The following is a 14,409-nucleotide window of genomic DNA, read 5'->3' on the forward strand; positions in this document are numbered from 1 at the left end:
TTATCTAGGTAAAACCCCCATCCAATCCCAATTCCTTGCCCAATCTTAATTGTAAGATATGAAATTAAAAAACGTCATATAGGTTTTTGGACCTACATTAGGATGAGCCAAATCAGGGACTTCGATGAATACCTGAAGCCGTGCGCAACGTTTGGCGAGCAGCAACGGGAGAACCAGCTTCGGCTGGCCGTCGAAACGTCAGCGGCTCTCTATCTGGATGAACGCCTCGAGCATTTGCACGAAGCGCTCGATGAAATCAGTCGGCTCGTGGCAGCGGGCAAACCGCCTGATGTTGGGCTGCACGACAGAGGACCCAGGATCTCGCCACCGGATGACGCAACGCTGGCAGAGGCGAATGTGCTCAGGCCGCAGGCCTATGACCTGATGCCGCGCGTGAAGAGCACGGATCGGCTGCTCGAGGTCGATCTGTGGACCGACTTCACCCGCCGCTTCACGCACCGGAAGTGCGAGGCGAAAGCGCCCGAGCGGACACTGCTGCTGACCGCCATCCTCGTCGATGCCTTCAACCTTGGCCTCGAGAAAATGGTCGATACCTGTGCGGGCACAAGCGCCGCAAAACTTGCATGGCTGGTCGCCTGGTATATCCGCGACGAGACCCACCAGAAAGGATCGGAAGAACTGGCCAACTATCTGCATTGCCTGCCCTTCACAACCTACTGGGGCGCGGGCACCACCGCGCCGCCCATCACGACGACGAGCTTTCTGTCGTTCATATTGCACCGCACATCATGACGGAGCGCGTCATTGCGGTGGAACCAGATGGCATTACGCAGCGTCACGGAAACGCCGGAATTGTCGGGTCCGTTCCCTTGATATCGGCCTCGGCGTGACGCAGTTTGATCACCTCCTCGATTTCTTCGACGCGATCTTTCGCGACGTCGATCATCATCAGCAGTTCACCTTTTTCTATAGCCTGTTCAAAACGCTTGAGCCGCGTGTTCGGTACATCGACGCCAATCATCGTCGCCGTCCATGCACCAAAGCCGGCGCCACAGAGCGTGATCGCCACGACCGCGCCGCCTGCAATCGTCAGGCCGGCCGGCGGGAACGCCAGTGCGACTAGTGAGGCCAGCGTCCCCGTGAGGCCGCCCATCGCCACCCCTCTCGCGAGGGCGGGCAACAGATCGCTGCGTTGCGCCAGGGTTGCTTCTGGCAAATCCTCGAGCGGCACATTGTGATTGGCGATCACGTGGATATGTCGCCACTCGACCCGCAATAACAGAAGTTCGTTGATAGTCATCTGTGCACTATGCACATTCGGCAATAGCAAATAGATACGTCTCATGTCCTTCTCCCGAGCGGTCGTTCACCGGTCCCGAAACATCGGGAGGGTGTCTTGTCTATACCGCAACTCGAGTGAGGTTATTCCCGAAGAACAGGTGTGTTGGCAACCGACCGGGAATGGATCGCGCGTACTTGCGGTTGTGCTCAGGTCAGCGTAATCGCAGGAATTACCTGCTCGATGGTGCGTACTCGTGCAGGGAGCGCGCACCGCTGCATTCAGAGTGGCCCAACCACTTTGATGCGAGCGACGGGAATAAATCCGGCTTCGAGATGGTTTCTCAGTTTGCGGCCGCGCAGTTTGCATTGCCGATTGATCTGGCAAGCGAGGTTCCGCCCGTCACATTATTTTAAAAAGAGAGATCTCTCATGTCCCGCGCCAACAATGACACTTACACACGCTTCGCCATCATCATGCACTGGTCCATTGCGTTCCTGATCCTGTTGAACCTGTCGATCGGTCTCTATATGGACACGTTCCCGCATAACTCACCACGCTTCAACGGCATCTTGTTCTATCACGCATCGATCGGCAGCCTGATCTTCATGCTGATGGCACCACGCCTATTGTGGCGCTTTATGCATACCCCGCCGACACTCCCGTCCAGCATTCCGAAGTGGCAAGCATATTCCGCGAGCGTGTTGCACGGAACGCTGTACGCACTGCTGTTCCTGGTGCCGCTGGCCGGTTACGTGCACCGATTGGCGGGCGCACATCCGGTAAGTTTTTTTGGTTTGGTGGAGTTACCGGTCTTCATCGGCAGGGACGAACCTTTGCGTTTGCTGACTGACACGCTGCACCGCGGGTTGGTGCTGACGCTTGCGCTCCTGATGATTGCGCATATCGCCGCCGCGTTGAAACATAAGCTCATCGACCGCGACGGCGTTGCTGAACGCATGGGAATCTGATCTACAGGAACTTCGCGGGAGGCGCCCCCTCCCGCGTTGTCTTCAGCGTTTGCTGCAAACGGGAATTCCATTCCTGATCACGGGTGAACCTGATTCCTCAATCGCTTTGAGGTCGCCTACGAGATCCCGCTGCGCTCGTCCGGAACCTTATTGGCCATCCTCCCATCGTCGCCCATCGGCGTGTCCTTCAGGCTTCCTGGCGTCTGGCAAAAAATACCCGAGAGTGTGCCTGTTTATTCCAACGATATGCTGCATTCTTCGCACGAAATTGGGCTACAAGCGTCCGTCGTTCGCGCTGATGTATTGGATATGCGCCGGCACTTTGAATCGAACTGATCGGAGGGCGTCACTTCGCTGACGCTGATCGTCGCCTCCGTGTCCTGCGGCTGAGATTAATGTGTGGCCGGGGATGGAGTGACCAATGCCGTTGATCTGCACCAGCAACTTGCCAGACGACGCGGTCGCCAACTGCATTATGTTTTACCTGCATCCCTGGCAACTTTGGGAATAAGAGGCGCCCGCTCCCGGTATACCGTGGTGTGAGCACGCTGATGACGACTAAAGCGTTTCGGGTCCCTCACATTGAAGCGAATAGAGAAAAGGGGAACCCGGTTGAGTCCTCCGAGCGCTTCATGATGCGAACCACCAACTTCCAGCAATTTAAATTGGAGTCCAAAGTGAATAAACGAACCATGATTCTCTCCCTGATTCTCGCCGCCGCTGCAGGCTTTGCGATCAATGCCCAGGCTCAGGAAAAGACCCGGGCGCAGGTGCGGCAGGAGTTGATTGAAGCCGAACGCAACGGTCTGAATTTCGTGAGTGACACGTCGTACCCCGACGTTGCGCCAATCTTTGAACAGCAGGTCACGCGGCTCAAGCAGCAAAACAGCGACAGTGGGATAGGTGTTGCAACAACAGGCACAAGCGATGCCGGCCACATCAAACGGGAGACACCTCCTTCAGCTTTGTCAGCCTGCGTTGGACCTGTCAGCTTCTGCACTATTTATTCCGGCTCTTGAGCCACACGACAACGTGCTTCACCCGTTCCCCGGCAAACCGGGGTCTTTGTTGGAAGGAGTCACAATCATGAAAAAGCTCACCCTGTTGGCACTGACGCTCAGTGCGGTCGTCATCTCCACATCGACTTTTGCGCAGTCCGCGTCCGTCCCGCTCACCAGAGCGCAGGTACGCGCCGACCTCATCAAGCTCGAACAGGCTGGATACAATCCGTCGACCAGCGATGACGCGACCTATCCTACCGATATCCAGGCTGCGGAGGCGAAAGTAGCCGCCCAGGACGCTGAACAGCAAGCCGCCACACCCCAGCAGCAAAAAAGCGAGAGTGGCATGGGTGCCGAAATGAAAGGCACGAGCGATTCTGGCCACAAAAAACAGGATATGCATCCCTCAAATCCGTCGACGTGCGTCGGACCTGTCAGCTTCTGCGATATTTTTTTCGGCTCGTGAGCCGCACGCCATCGCGCTTCGCTGGAAGGGATTTTATACACGCCATGTGCCAACTTCTCGCGTGCCGTGTTAGTTTGCCCGGCATGGCACGACGAGAAAAAGTCGCAGACGAGCAAGTGTACGAAGCTCATGGTTATTTCAGATGCTGATGATCTTTCGCCCGTCGTGTACGCGTCTTCTGCTAGCTCACATGAAGCAACCCTTGTCGAAGTTACGCTCGACGAAAAGCTTGCGCTGGGCGGCATCGAACTGATCTCCCCCGCACCGCAGGAACCATTGCTGGATGATCACGACGCTGCGTCGATACCGGCGCCGCTGGAAGAGTGCGCGTCTGTTCGCATGACTTCAACAAGTTCAAGAGTGTTCTTACTCACTGGGACCGATGCTTAACAACGCCACGGTGACACTGCATACGGAAACATTTGACGGACTGCCCGGTACTAGCTAGCGAGTCATTGTCGAATTGGTTCAACAAAAGCTCATTACGTCCTCGCGAAATTGATGATATTTGTGGTTAAAACTGCTTCCACTGCGAATCGCGGCCCGCTTCCGGACGCTCGACCATCATGCGCGCGGCAGAGCCGACCTTCCTCGCCTCCCGCACGGCAAAGGTCCCTCCAGGCGCAGCATCTGGCCGTTTAGTCGAGGCCTCTGCCCTCACGTCGTCGAGCTTGAACACACCAACCAGGTCCGCGAGCTCGCCCGCCTGACCATACAACAATTGCGCTCCTGCGGCGGCTTCCTCCACCAGCGCCGCATTCTGCTGCGTGACCTGGTCCATGTGCGCCATCGCCTGGTTGATCTGCTCGATCCCGGCACTCTGCGCCTGGCTCGCGGCAGTGATCTCGCCCGAAATGCCCGTCACGCGCTCGACGCTCACGACGATCTCGTCCATTGTCATGCCAGCTTGCGCAACCAGTCGGCTTCCGGCTTGCACCTGCTCCACCGATTCGCCAATCATGTTTTTGATTTCCCTGGCAGCTGCCGCGCAACGCTGCGCGAGGTTTCGCACTTCACCCGCTACGACTGCGAAGCCCCTACCTTGCTCTCCGGCGCGAGCTGCTTCGACCGCGGCGTTGAGCGCCAGGATATTGGTCTGGAACGCAATGCCTTCGATAACCCCAATGATCTCGACAATCTTGTTGGCTGATCCTGTGATCACGGCCATCGTGTCGACCACCTGCGAGATAACGGCGCCACCCTTTATCGCGACCTCAGAGGCCGATTGCGCGAGTTGGTTTGCCTGCAGCGCGCTGTCTGCATTCTGTTTGACCGTGTTCGTGAGTTCCTGCATTGATGCGACGGTCTCTTCAAGTGAAGTCGCTTGCTCTTCGGTTCGAGACGAGAGGTCCTGGTTCCCGTTCGAAATCTGGCTCGATGCAGTGGCGATCATGTCTGTGCCCTTGCGCACTTCGCCAACGATTTTTTTCAGGTTTTCGTTCATTTTGGCAAGCGCTTCCAACAATTGGCCTATCTCATCGCGTGATCGGGCGCGAAGGTCACTCGTCAAGTCTCCGGCGGCCACGGTTTGTGCGACTTTCACCGCTTCATTCAGTGGACGTGTGATGGAACGCGTCAGCGCATACGCTGAGACAATTCCGATCACGACTGCCGCCAGACCAAGCCCGACCATCATGTCACGGGCCGAGACGATGTACTGCTCCGCTTGCGCGCCGCGCTCCTCCCCGCGGCGTCGTTGCAACTCCGCCATGTCGGTAACATGTTGTTGCAGGCGATCGAACGCCGGTAGCGTTTCGGCATTCATCATCGCGGCCGCATCATCACGCTCTCCCCGCGCGATCAGTTGGGCTACCTTGTCGACGGACCCTATATACGCAGCGCGCGATTCCCTAATATCGGCCAGTAGGTTCTTACCCTCAGGTGTAGAGACAAGCCGGTCAAGCTGCCCAAGTGCGTCATTGACGATTGCTTTGTTGCCGTCGATTTCACGGTAGAGCGCGGATACTTTATCCCTATCACTCGTGATGAACAGCTGCAGCGTAGCGCGGACATTGGCGCGAGTGCGGGTATTGATGACCTGTGCAGCGTCAGACGTTGCCCACTGCTTGTGAATGATGTCGTCGTTGATCTCCCCGATATGCGCCAGGCGAATCAAACCAGTGACGATCAAGACCACCATTAGCAGAAGGACCAATCCAAACCCCGCGCCGAGGCGTACTCCAATTTTCAGGTTTGCAAGCGTCATTCCACGTGTCCCCTTGAGCTGTTGCCTGACGACATTCGATGTTGAATGTCCCTTGACTGAAGATGACGGCAGTGATGTTCAACAACTTGAGTATGGTTTCAGCAAAAACGATCAATATGACAAAAATGTTACGCCGCAAACAGACGCGGAAAGCCAGTAGGGCTGAGGCGTTTGCTCGTGAAACTGCTCGCAGTCATCCTCACATCGCACCTCAAACTGAACGAGCCGGAGACTGGACGTGTCCGGCAACAAAAAACATCAATCCTATCGCCAGCCCCATGCTGGGACGTTTCAAAAGGTGCTGCTTATTTCCATGCCCCGAAGCGAAGCGTCAAATCTTGCGCACCGCACCCGGATCGGGCCAGAGCATCTGCGCAACGGTGAGGCGGACCGCTCACTGATTTGCGTCGCCGCACATCGTCACCATGACCGAGTCCATCACGTAGCCACAGTTCCCCGCCTGCAGCGCGAGACGCGCGTTCTGCTCAACCAGCAGCACCGTGATGCCCTCCTTCGACACATCGCGCACCACCTCGAAGGTCTTCTCGACCATATCAGACGAGGTTAAAGAATGATTTCGCAACGACCTCACCATTTACAATTAGCTCAACCACGTGCCGGCCAGCATAGTGCGTGCGTGTCGTGAAATTGCGAATATGCTGGGTGCGGCTCAACGAAATATGCTGGCTGGGTTCCAGAGTCAGCTCCTTCAGCTTGAACACCCTCGCAGCCGTCGCGCCGTTGCGCTTCACATATCTGATGCGATAATCGACGACGAGCCTCTGCGCCGCCTTCACCGCCGAGCTCAGCTCGCAGCCGAGCGTGATCGTGTCACCGATGACAATCCGCTGCGGAGTCACGCTAAACACCTCGAGCACAATCTCAGGCGCGCCCCCCGCGCCCAGCACCGCAAGCGCCTGCTTATTACCCTGTTTTACCAACGTGCGCAGCCCGTGGCGAACGATCCATCGAGTATGGGGATTGTCTCCATGCCATTGACCGACTCGCTCCAGCACCCACGCCGGATGCGTCTTCGTCACATCGTTCAGATGATTTGCCACCGATTTGCGTACGTATGCACTCGGGTCAGCGCTCAGTCTGTCGAGAATCGGCGCCGCTAACGACGGATCGGCCTCTATTTCACCTAGCCGGAATGACCAGGGCAGGCGGGGCCTGCTGCCTTCACTGGCGAGTCGCCGCACCGCATTATCTGAGTGTGTAGACCAGGTTTCCATGATCGCAAGCGCGCGGTGCGTATCATCACGCAAAAATTCGCGCACTGCGAATTCGGAAGAACCGAATGGCGTGAAGTATTTCAGCGCGTCCATAGATCGCTCGAATGCATGACGACCGTACTGCCCGACATAGTCAGGCAGTACGAGCGACACGAACCCTTTGCCGAGCAGCGGCGCCGCCTGCGTCAAGAGCGCGAGTACCGCATCGTAACCGCCCCGTAGTCCACGTGAGCCAGCGTCAATCGCATCACTGGCGCGACGTACGCGCTCCATCAGCGTCAGGTGTTCAAGTCCGTCGAGCGCGGTCGCGAGAAAGACCGGCTCCTCGAAGGTGGATTCAATCGCGTGCAGTACGGCCGAAAGAGCGCGAAACTGTCGCGCGCCCATCGAATGCTTGAGCGGGGTGTTAACTCGAGTAGTCATAGTCACTACAGATACCCGGTGTTCTGACCGGTTATCAATGGGCCGGAAAGCTGACAGTGTCGCGCAAGCAACTGTCAGTTTCTGTCAGCAGGCTGTGCTTGAGCGGAGAGCGTCAGGTGCTCATGCAGCGCCCGCATCAGCTCGCTACGGCGTCCCGGATAGCGCGCGCCTTCTTTCGCTTCGAGAATTCGGTCGGTCCGAAACGTGCGAAATGCTTTACGCAGTTCGCACCATGCAGCAAGCACGCGCGCGCTGTCCATGAAACCGATTTGCACCGGCCAGACCACTCGCCGCGAGGAACGCCCGGCCGCATCGGCATAGACGATTTCGAGGCGACACTGCGCTCGAATCGCCGCGCGCAAGCGGTCGAGTTCGACTACGTTATGAGGAAAGAACGGCGCCGGCGGCCCCGGCATTGCAAGCGGCGCGTCGAGCGTGGCACCCGCGACCGGCGGCAGCACCGCAACGATCTTCACCAATGCTGCAGCGGAAGCGGTTTTGAGCACGTCGTCGCCCCGCTGGTCGACGTAGCGCAGCCCAAGCAGGATCGCTTCCACTTCCTCGCGCGCGAACATAAGCGGCGGCAGGAAATGGCCAGGTTTGAGCACGTAACCCACCCCCGCACTGCCTTCGACGGCAGCGCCCTGCGCCGTCAGTTCAGCGATGTCGCGATAAATCGTCCGCTCGGACACCGCAAGTTCGACGGCAAGTTGCGCGGCCGTCACGGGGCATCGCCTGGTGCGCAGTATCTCCATCAGGCCCAGGAGCCGTCCCGAACGCGACATGCCTCACTCCTCCCCAGAAATGACCAAGCTACCTGTGTGACCTGACGTCCAGGTGCGATGACAACGGTGAATAATGCTCGGCCCACCACGGTTGGCCGTGCTGCAGAAAAGCCGAGGTTCATTGGGCGGGCACACCACGTAAAAGGCCGGCGCCTGAACGAGAACCGCGAATAGCTACCTGCGAAACGCGCTTCGCGTAAGCCGAAGCAAGTCAACGTCCACCGACAAGCGGCTCAGATCACGCGGTCGGAACAGTTCCGCCGTCGATGACGTACTCAGTGCCGGTGATGGCGCTGGCCCGAGCGGAGACGAGGAAGCCAATGAGTTCTGCGACTTCTCGGGGAGAGCATGGCCGGCCGAGAGGAATGCCCCCGAGCGAATCCATGATGATCTTGCGGGCGCCTTCCGGGTCGATGCCGTTCCGCCGGGCGATCTCAGCAACGAGACCCGCAGCCGCATCTGTCTCGACCCAGCCGGGGGAGACACGCACGACGCGAACGCCTTTCGGACTGACTTCCCTGGACAAGGCTTTGCTGTAGTTCGACAGGGCAGCCTTGGCGGCGGCATAGGCAATCGTGGCCTCCGGCAACGGTAACTGCCGCTGGATCGACGTGACGTGGATGATGACGCCCGAGCGCTGCTCGACCATCAAGGGCAACAGCGCGCGATCGATGCGCACTGCCGGGAACAGGTTCAGGCTCAATGCCTTGTTCCATTCGTCGTCGTCGAGCACCCTGAAGCCACCCGCCGGCGCAGATGAGCCACCCGCCACGTGCGCTATTAAATCGACGCCGCCGAGCCGTTCGAGCACGGCGTCGACAATGATTTTACAGCCCTCGGCCGTCGTGATATCCGCACCGATGAACATTTCTTCGGAAAGGTCATCGGGACGCGAACGTGCCGTCGCAAGGACATTCGCGCCGGCCTCGCAAAGGTGCGCGACAACGGCTTTACCGACTCCTTTGGTCCCGCCTGTGACAAGCGCCCGAAGGCCCTGAAGTTCGGGTGCGGCGCTCATCAGTGGATCTCCAGAGACGCGATCTTGCCGCCGGCCAGGACAAACGTGTACGTCAGCTCAACCGGGCTACCGGGGAAGGCGCCCGTGAGCCTAGCGCGCATCGTGACGGCGGCGCCATCCTGGGACAGGTCCAACGGCTCGACGTTGTACTGGTACCTGGCTTTGGTGTCTTTCTTCCAAGCCTGGATGGCTTCGAGCCCCTCGATAGTGCGGCCCTCGTCGCGCACGACGGCATCGGCGGCGAAGCAGTTCGCAAGACAGGCAGTGTCGCTGGTGGTTTCCGCGTTTAGATAGGCATCCAGTGGCGGCGGCAATGTCATGTTCATCGGACTTTTCCTGAACGTCACGTTTGCATGTCCCAATAATGGCGCTATAGTTACCGCATCGCAAGAACGCACTAAAAAGTAAGTAAGCCGTGCCCAACCGAAAAGCCTACACACCTGCGACCGCCGCGGTCGATGTCGAAGCCGCATTCAAACTGCTGGAAGGTCGTTGGAAGCTGGTGATCCTGTTTCACCTTTTCGGTGGCCAGGTGCGGCGTTTTTCGGACCTCGAGAGGCTGATCCCCGGTATCACGCAAAAGATGCTTGCCCAGCAGCTACGCCGCTTGGAAGAGGACGGAATTGTCACGCGCACGGTCTATCACCAGGTGCCGCCGAAGGTGGACTATCGCCTGACCGATTGGGGCCAGGCTCTCTGCCCTGCACTGGATGCGATCCTGAAATGGGCGGAGCGCCGTGAAGACTTTCCATCGGCTGCGTCGAGTGTGCGTGCCAAAGGCTGACAGACCTGTTTTCCTGAATTCGAATTCTGTGGGTGGTCGACGAGGTGTCTGCGGCAAACCAACGGATGCGTCTGGATCGATTTTGGGTGCTCGCCCAACGTTTTCGGAGCCACGCAGTCGGGTCCCGGTATGGTCGGACCGCGTCAGCGATCCGTCACTTTCCGTGGTGGCCGACGAGATGAAGGCCGACGCGTTGTCCGCGGTCGTCTCATGTCGGCTAATTTGAGACGGTCGATTCGCTCAACTCGGCTGCGCAAAGCAGTCATTCGCTATCTTGCCTTAGCTGCGATCAAGACTGCTCAGAGCACCAAAGAATCCTCGCAGGATCGATATTCATTGGCGGTTCTTGTCGGGACATTTTCCCGCGACGAAACGCAATATCAGCGAAGGTAATTCCAGTATCGCGATCTATCTCATGTGCTGCTTGTGGATTGCCGCGATGAAGGGATCATAGATCTCCGTCCCTTTTATTTGTAGAGCCAAGGCTTATAGGCAATCTCGATGTTGTATCCGTCCGGGTCGCCGATGTTCGCCGCGAAGTAGTCGGCACGCCATTCGGGCCGAAGGCTCGGTTCCTTGTTTGAAGTAGCTCCCGCGTCTATCGCCGCCTTGTAGCTGGCCCTGACAGCGTCTGCGCTCCTGGCGGTGAATGCGACGTAAAGGTCTTTGGCGACTTCGCCATTCTTCAGCCAGAAACCCGGATTGCTATTGATCGCGAAACCGTGCAGTTGATCGAACTTGTAGGGCATGTCGATGCCAAGCGGCTCAAGCAGCTTCTTGTAAAATTCGCTCGACCGTTCCAGGTCAGAGACGGGGAGATAAATATGGTCAATCATGGCTTTCCTCTTTTCGTTTGACTTTGACAGCCCCGATCAGGGCCCTCCTAAATCCTCATCCGGCAAGTTAGTTTGCCAGGGTCAGCGCACCTCGGCGAAGCAGTCGCGAATCTCCTCGCTGGCTCCTCCCAGGCGGCGAAGTGCTCCCCGGTCCAGGATGAAGGTGAAGGGAGTGATGGCGCCATTGAGCATGCATTTCTTCTCCGTCAGCTGACACCTTCAACAAGGAGTCCGTGATAGATCGCCCCGTGCTTGCGGTGCTTGGCGACGTTTTGGTAGGCTTCGCTGTAACACCAATCCTTTGCAGCTTTTACGTTCGGGAATTTCACAATGACCATTCCCTCAATCGGATCACCCTCAAGGACTTCGTGCTTTCCATCGGCTACGAGCACTTCGATAGGATGATCCTTCATCGTTGCTTTGATTCCAGTCCGATATTTTTCGAACTCTTTTTGATCGATGGTTTTAGTTCTAGTGAAGACAATGTATGCGGACATGATCGCTCTCCTACTTTGTTAATCGATTACCGAAATTCCAATGAAAACCCTTGGGCCGTAGCCCGCGTTATTAACCAAGAAGGCGTTTTACCTGTTGCCGCCGTTCGCGAAGATGATTTCTCCCGTGAGCCAGCCCGCATCATCCGAGGCAAGAAATACGGCCACGCGTGCGATGTCCTCGGGTTGGCCGACGCGGCCCAACGGAGTACTTGCGATTATCTGCTTCTTAAACTCCGTTCCCATGACGCCTGCCGCGTGCGCACCCTCCGTTTCGGTTCCACCGGGACTGAGAGCGTTAACGCGGATTTTCCTGGGACCGAACTCCTTTGAGAGCACGCGCGTCAAGCCATCGACAGCGCTCTTTGACGCCACGTAGATCGAAAGGGTCGGGTCGGCAGCGACACTCTCCGTCGATCCGATATTGATAATGCTGCCGCCTTCCGTACCGAAGGCCGGCAAAGCGGCTTCGATCATGAGGAACGTGCCAAGCACATTCGTGTTGAACTGACGGTGAAACTCCTGCTCGCTGAACTGCTCAAAGGGCGCAAACGAGAAGACGCCCGCGTTGTTCACGAGCACATCCAGACGGCCGAAGGTATTTTTCGCCTCCGCGACGAGGCGTTGCGCGTCGGACCTCTGTGCCACGTCGCCTTGCACGGCGATAGCTCGCCCGCCTTTGCCGGTGATCTCGCGCACCACCCGTTCCGCGCCCGCTTGATCGCGCGCGTAATTCACGATCACCACCGCGCCTTCCGCGCCGAAGGCTTTTGCAATGCCCGCGCCGATTCCTTTTGAAGCGCCTGTCACTATCGCAACCTTATTGTCGAGCCGTTTCATGATGCATCACCTCGTTTGAACATCTCGTTTGTCGGTGATGCAAATCTATCAATTCCACCAGGCGCGGACTAGACGTTAACTTTGGATAGCATCGATCCCATTGGGGAATGGATCAGTCGTCCATTTGGGCGAGCAGCGCAGCCAGAAAGTCAACAAACACTGCGACCTTGCTGGGCAGACTGCGGGACGCGGGTCGCACGGCACTGATCGGAATTCTGGGCGGCTCACAATCGCGCAGGATTCGCCGCACCGTTCCGGCGCGTATGTCGGCCGCAAAAAGCCAGTATGGCGCCTGGGTGATACCGAGGCCGGCAAGGACCGCGGCGCGTTGCTCCTCGCCATCATTGGTGCGAAACGATGCCGCCGCCTGATGGGATACCACCCCGGCGCGGCTGGCGAAGGTCCAGGGTCGCGGTCCATCCCGTGAGACAAAAAACACGCCGTCGTGGCGGTCGAGATCGCTCGGTCGCTTCGGCACTCCTCTGCGTTCCAGATAGTCCGCAGACGCTACGGCGACGAGGGCGAACTCGCCGATCTTGCGCGCGATAAGGCTAGAGTCCGCAAGGGCGCCATTGCGAATGGCGAGGTCGATGCCCTCGTCAACGAGATTGATCGTCCGCTCGGAGACGAGCGACTCGACAACGACCTTGGGATAGCGAACGCGGAACGCAGGGAGTTGCGGCACGACATAGAGTCGAGAGAAGGCGGGCGCGGCGCTGACACGCACCACGCCGGACGGCGAGACCTGTCCCGAACCGATGCGGGATTCCGCTGCCTCGAGATCGCTGATGAGTCGTACCGCAGATTCGTAGAAGTCGCGCCCGGCCTCGGTCAGGCTCAGGCTGCGGGAGGTGCGCATAAGAAGCTGCGCACCGAGATGTTCTTCGAGCGCGGCAACCTGTTTGCTGATCGCCGGCTGCCCTGTCCCAAGCTCACGCGCAACCGCTGAAAAGCTCCCGCTTTCTACGACGCGCACGAATATCTTGATGCCTTCGAGCCGATCCATCCGATCCTCCTACGGGGAATGGACTATCTTACTAAGGAATAGATCCTGCATGATCATGGGCAAATCTATTCCATAATTGAGGGGGCCTCTCCGGGCCGTTTTGCGGCTCTTGTGACGAAGCATGAGGTAGTTACCTTGGGAAAACATGCCCAGGCTCTCGGCCGTGCGCCCGTCGCCGCGATGTCCGGCTTCCAGATAGCGCTCGTTCAGGACTGTCCGGAACTGGTCGATTCTGTTGAAAAAGTCGTGTTTTGGTTTGGGGCGCTGGTTTTCGCAGTACGTTTCGAGTTGGAGAATTCAGCAAGACTGCGGTCTTGCAACGTGCGACGCCCCCGTTTCCCGTCATGTGGCTGCCTGGTTTGCCTGCTTATCGCGTGCCGAACAACGCTGGGCGACGCGGAACGCGCTGCGTGTAACCTCTCTGGACCTTGCATAATTCCGTTCCACGGATACGACCGCGACATCAGGCCATTCTGCATTGGCAGATTCTCGTGGCTGTTCAGTGACACGGTTGCCGGAGCGAAAGCGAACCCAATGGTCTACAGCCTGATGCTCACGTGTCGGACCTGCAATGTCGAACCCTACGCATACTCGTGGACGCGCTCACCGAGTTGCCGCAGCGTGCACCGGATGCCGATGTCGCCGACCTGCTACCCTTCAACTTCGCGAAGTTCGCGGCTGCAGCAAGTAACCCCGGTTGATCCAACCGGCGCATTGCCGCGAACTTCGCCGTTCCTTGTGCTGGATTGCGCGCTTACGATCAGCCAACGCAAAGATTGCCCCTCCGTACCCATCTCCTGCTCCTAAACGCCTCCCGAGTTCTCCGCATCCGGCCCCGGTTGGCGCGCCTTCTGGTTCGCGATCGCCAGTCGGTCCGTCCTACGGCCGGCAGCGCGACGATGCTGTCGCGGTCGACGAAGCCAAGTTCCTCGACCGCTCTCAGACGCGAGCATATGCCGTCGACGAGCAACGTGACTGCGGGATGAGGGCCTCACCAGCATGTCGGATGCCCGGTTCAAATTCTGTCCTTGCCCCGTATCAAGGACACCCGTCACCACCTGAACAGCAACAGCGAGATCGGAAGAACCTCCGGCCACGGCTTCA

16 protein-coding genes and 2 pseudogenes are annotated in these 14,409 nt (G+C 58.2%); 7 read left to right on the forward strand and 11 right to left on the reverse strand.

Features of this window, described 5'->3' with window-relative positions; all coding sequences use genetic code 11:
- The first annotated feature begins 102 nt into the window (after window positions 1–102).
- On the forward strand, window positions 103–753 hold the full coding sequence (locus tag P3T22_RS19190; RefSeq protein ID WP_429325829.1) for a Tn3 family transposase: 651 nt from the start codon (window positions 103–105) through the stop codon (window positions 751–753).
- A 43-nt stretch (window positions 754–796) separates the two neighbouring features.
- On the opposite strand, the gene P3T22_RS19195 is transcribed toward P3T22_RS19190, so the two are convergent.
- On the reverse strand, window positions 797–1,306 hold the full coding sequence (locus P3T22_RS19195) for a DUF1269 domain-containing protein (protein ID WP_429325830.1): 510 nt from the start codon (window positions 1,304–1,306) through the stop codon (window positions 797–799).
- Window positions 1,307–1,671: 365 nt separating this feature from the next.
- Between P3T22_RS19195 and P3T22_RS19200 the strand changes: the two genes are divergently transcribed.
- The 4 genes from P3T22_RS19200 (at window position 1,672) to P3T22_RS19215 (ending at window position 4,068) form a co-directional block, all read left to right on the forward strand.
- Window positions 1,672–2,211 (forward strand): cytochrome b, encoded by a 540-nt coding sequence (locus tag P3T22_RS19200; protein ID WP_429325831.1) that lies wholly within the window; start codon window positions 1,672–1,674, stop codon window positions 2,209–2,211.
- 692 nt (window positions 2,212–2,903) lie between these two features.
- Window positions 2,904–3,230, forward strand: a complete 327-nt coding sequence (locus P3T22_RS19205) for a DUF4148 domain-containing protein (RefSeq protein WP_429325924.1) — start codon at window positions 2,904–2,906, stop codon at window positions 3,228–3,230.
- 67 nt (window positions 3,231–3,297) lie between these two features.
- Window positions 3,298–3,678, forward strand: a complete 381-nt coding sequence (locus tag P3T22_RS19210) for a DUF4148 domain-containing protein (protein ID WP_429325832.1) — start codon at window positions 3,298–3,300, stop codon at window positions 3,676–3,678.
- Window positions 3,679–3,807: 129 nt separating this feature from the next.
- Window positions 3,808–4,068 carry a hypothetical protein gene (locus P3T22_RS19215; protein ID WP_429325833.1) on the forward strand — a complete coding sequence of 87 codons (261 nt, stop codon included), beginning with the start codon at window positions 3,808–3,810 and terminating at the stop codon, window positions 4,066–4,068.
- Between the two features lie 124 nt (window positions 4,069–4,192).
- Here P3T22_RS19215 and P3T22_RS19220 read toward each other — a convergent pair whose 3' ends face one another.
- From P3T22_RS19220 to P3T22_RS19245, 6 genes and pseudogenes are all read right to left on the reverse strand, one after another.
- Window positions 4,193–5,884: a methyl-accepting chemotaxis protein gene (locus tag P3T22_RS19220; protein WP_429325834.1), complete on the reverse strand. Its 1,692-nt coding sequence runs from the start codon at window positions 5,882–5,884 to the stop codon at window positions 4,193–4,195.
- A 394-nt stretch (window positions 5,885–6,278) separates the two neighbouring features.
- Window positions 6,279–6,437: pseudogene (locus P3T22_RS19225) on the reverse strand (ABC transporter ATP-binding protein); the annotation flags it as partial.
- A 1-nt stretch (window position 6,438) separates the two neighbouring features.
- Window positions 6,439–7,542, reverse strand: coding sequence for a DNA alkylation repair protein (locus P3T22_RS19230; protein WP_429325835.1), 1,104 nt, complete (start codon window positions 7,540–7,542; stop codon window positions 6,439–6,441).
- 74 nt (window positions 7,543–7,616) lie between these two features.
- Complete coding sequence (locus P3T22_RS19235; RefSeq protein WP_429325836.1) at window positions 7,617–8,327, reverse strand: helix-turn-helix transcriptional regulator; 711 nt, start codon at window positions 8,325–8,327, stop codon at window positions 7,617–7,619.
- Window positions 8,328–8,565: 238 nt separating this feature from the next.
- On the reverse strand, window positions 8,566–9,345 hold the full coding sequence (locus tag P3T22_RS19240; RefSeq protein WP_429325837.1) for an SDR family oxidoreductase: 780 nt from the start codon (window positions 9,343–9,345) through the stop codon (window positions 8,566–8,568).
- Complete coding sequence (locus P3T22_RS19245) at window positions 9,345–9,671, reverse strand: nuclear transport factor 2 family protein (RefSeq protein WP_301787116.1); 327 nt, start codon at window positions 9,669–9,671, stop codon at window positions 9,345–9,347. The genes P3T22_RS19240 and P3T22_RS19245 overlap by 1 nt, the downstream gene beginning before the upstream one ends.
- A gap of 89 nt (window positions 9,672–9,760) precedes the next feature.
- Between P3T22_RS19245 and P3T22_RS19250 the strand changes: the two genes are divergently transcribed.
- The gene (locus P3T22_RS19250) at window positions 9,761–10,129 is read left to right on the forward strand and encodes a winged helix-turn-helix transcriptional regulator (RefSeq protein WP_429325838.1); all 369 of its coding nucleotides are present in this window, start codon (window positions 9,761–9,763) and stop codon (window positions 10,127–10,129) included.
- A gap of 467 nt (window positions 10,130–10,596) precedes the next feature.
- On the opposite strand, the gene P3T22_RS19255 is transcribed toward P3T22_RS19250, so the two are convergent.
- The 4 genes from P3T22_RS19255 to P3T22_RS19270 form a co-directional block, all read right to left on the reverse strand.
- The gene (locus tag P3T22_RS19255) at window positions 10,597–10,965 is read right to left on the reverse strand and encodes a VOC family protein (RefSeq protein ID WP_429325839.1); all 369 of its coding nucleotides are present in this window, start codon (window positions 10,963–10,965) and stop codon (window positions 10,597–10,599) included.
- A 206-nt stretch (window positions 10,966–11,171) separates the two neighbouring features.
- Window positions 11,172–11,462, reverse strand: coding sequence for a DUF1330 domain-containing protein (locus tag P3T22_RS19260; protein WP_429325840.1), 291 nt, complete (start codon window positions 11,460–11,462; stop codon window positions 11,172–11,174).
- A gap of 87 nt (window positions 11,463–11,549) precedes the next feature.
- Window positions 11,550–12,299, reverse strand: a complete 750-nt coding sequence (locus P3T22_RS19265) for an SDR family NAD(P)-dependent oxidoreductase (RefSeq protein ID WP_429325841.1) — start codon at window positions 12,297–12,299, stop codon at window positions 11,550–11,552.
- Window positions 12,300–12,411: 112 nt separating this feature from the next.
- A complete protein-coding gene (locus P3T22_RS19270; RefSeq protein WP_429325842.1) occupies window positions 12,412–13,305 on the reverse strand; it encodes a LysR family transcriptional regulator in 894 nt (297 codons plus the stop codon).
- A 453-nt stretch (window positions 13,306–13,758) separates the two neighbouring features.
- Between P3T22_RS19270 and P3T22_RS19275 the strand changes: the two are divergent.
- Window positions 13,759–14,006: pseudogene (locus P3T22_RS19275) on the forward strand (transposase domain-containing protein); the annotation flags it as partial.
- Window positions 14,007–14,409: the final 403 nt, after the last annotated feature.

Source organism: Paraburkholderia sp. GAS348 (genome assembly GCF_050434205.1).
Taxonomy (GTDB): Bacteria; Pseudomonadota; Gammaproteobacteria; order Burkholderiales; family Burkholderiaceae; genus Paraburkholderia.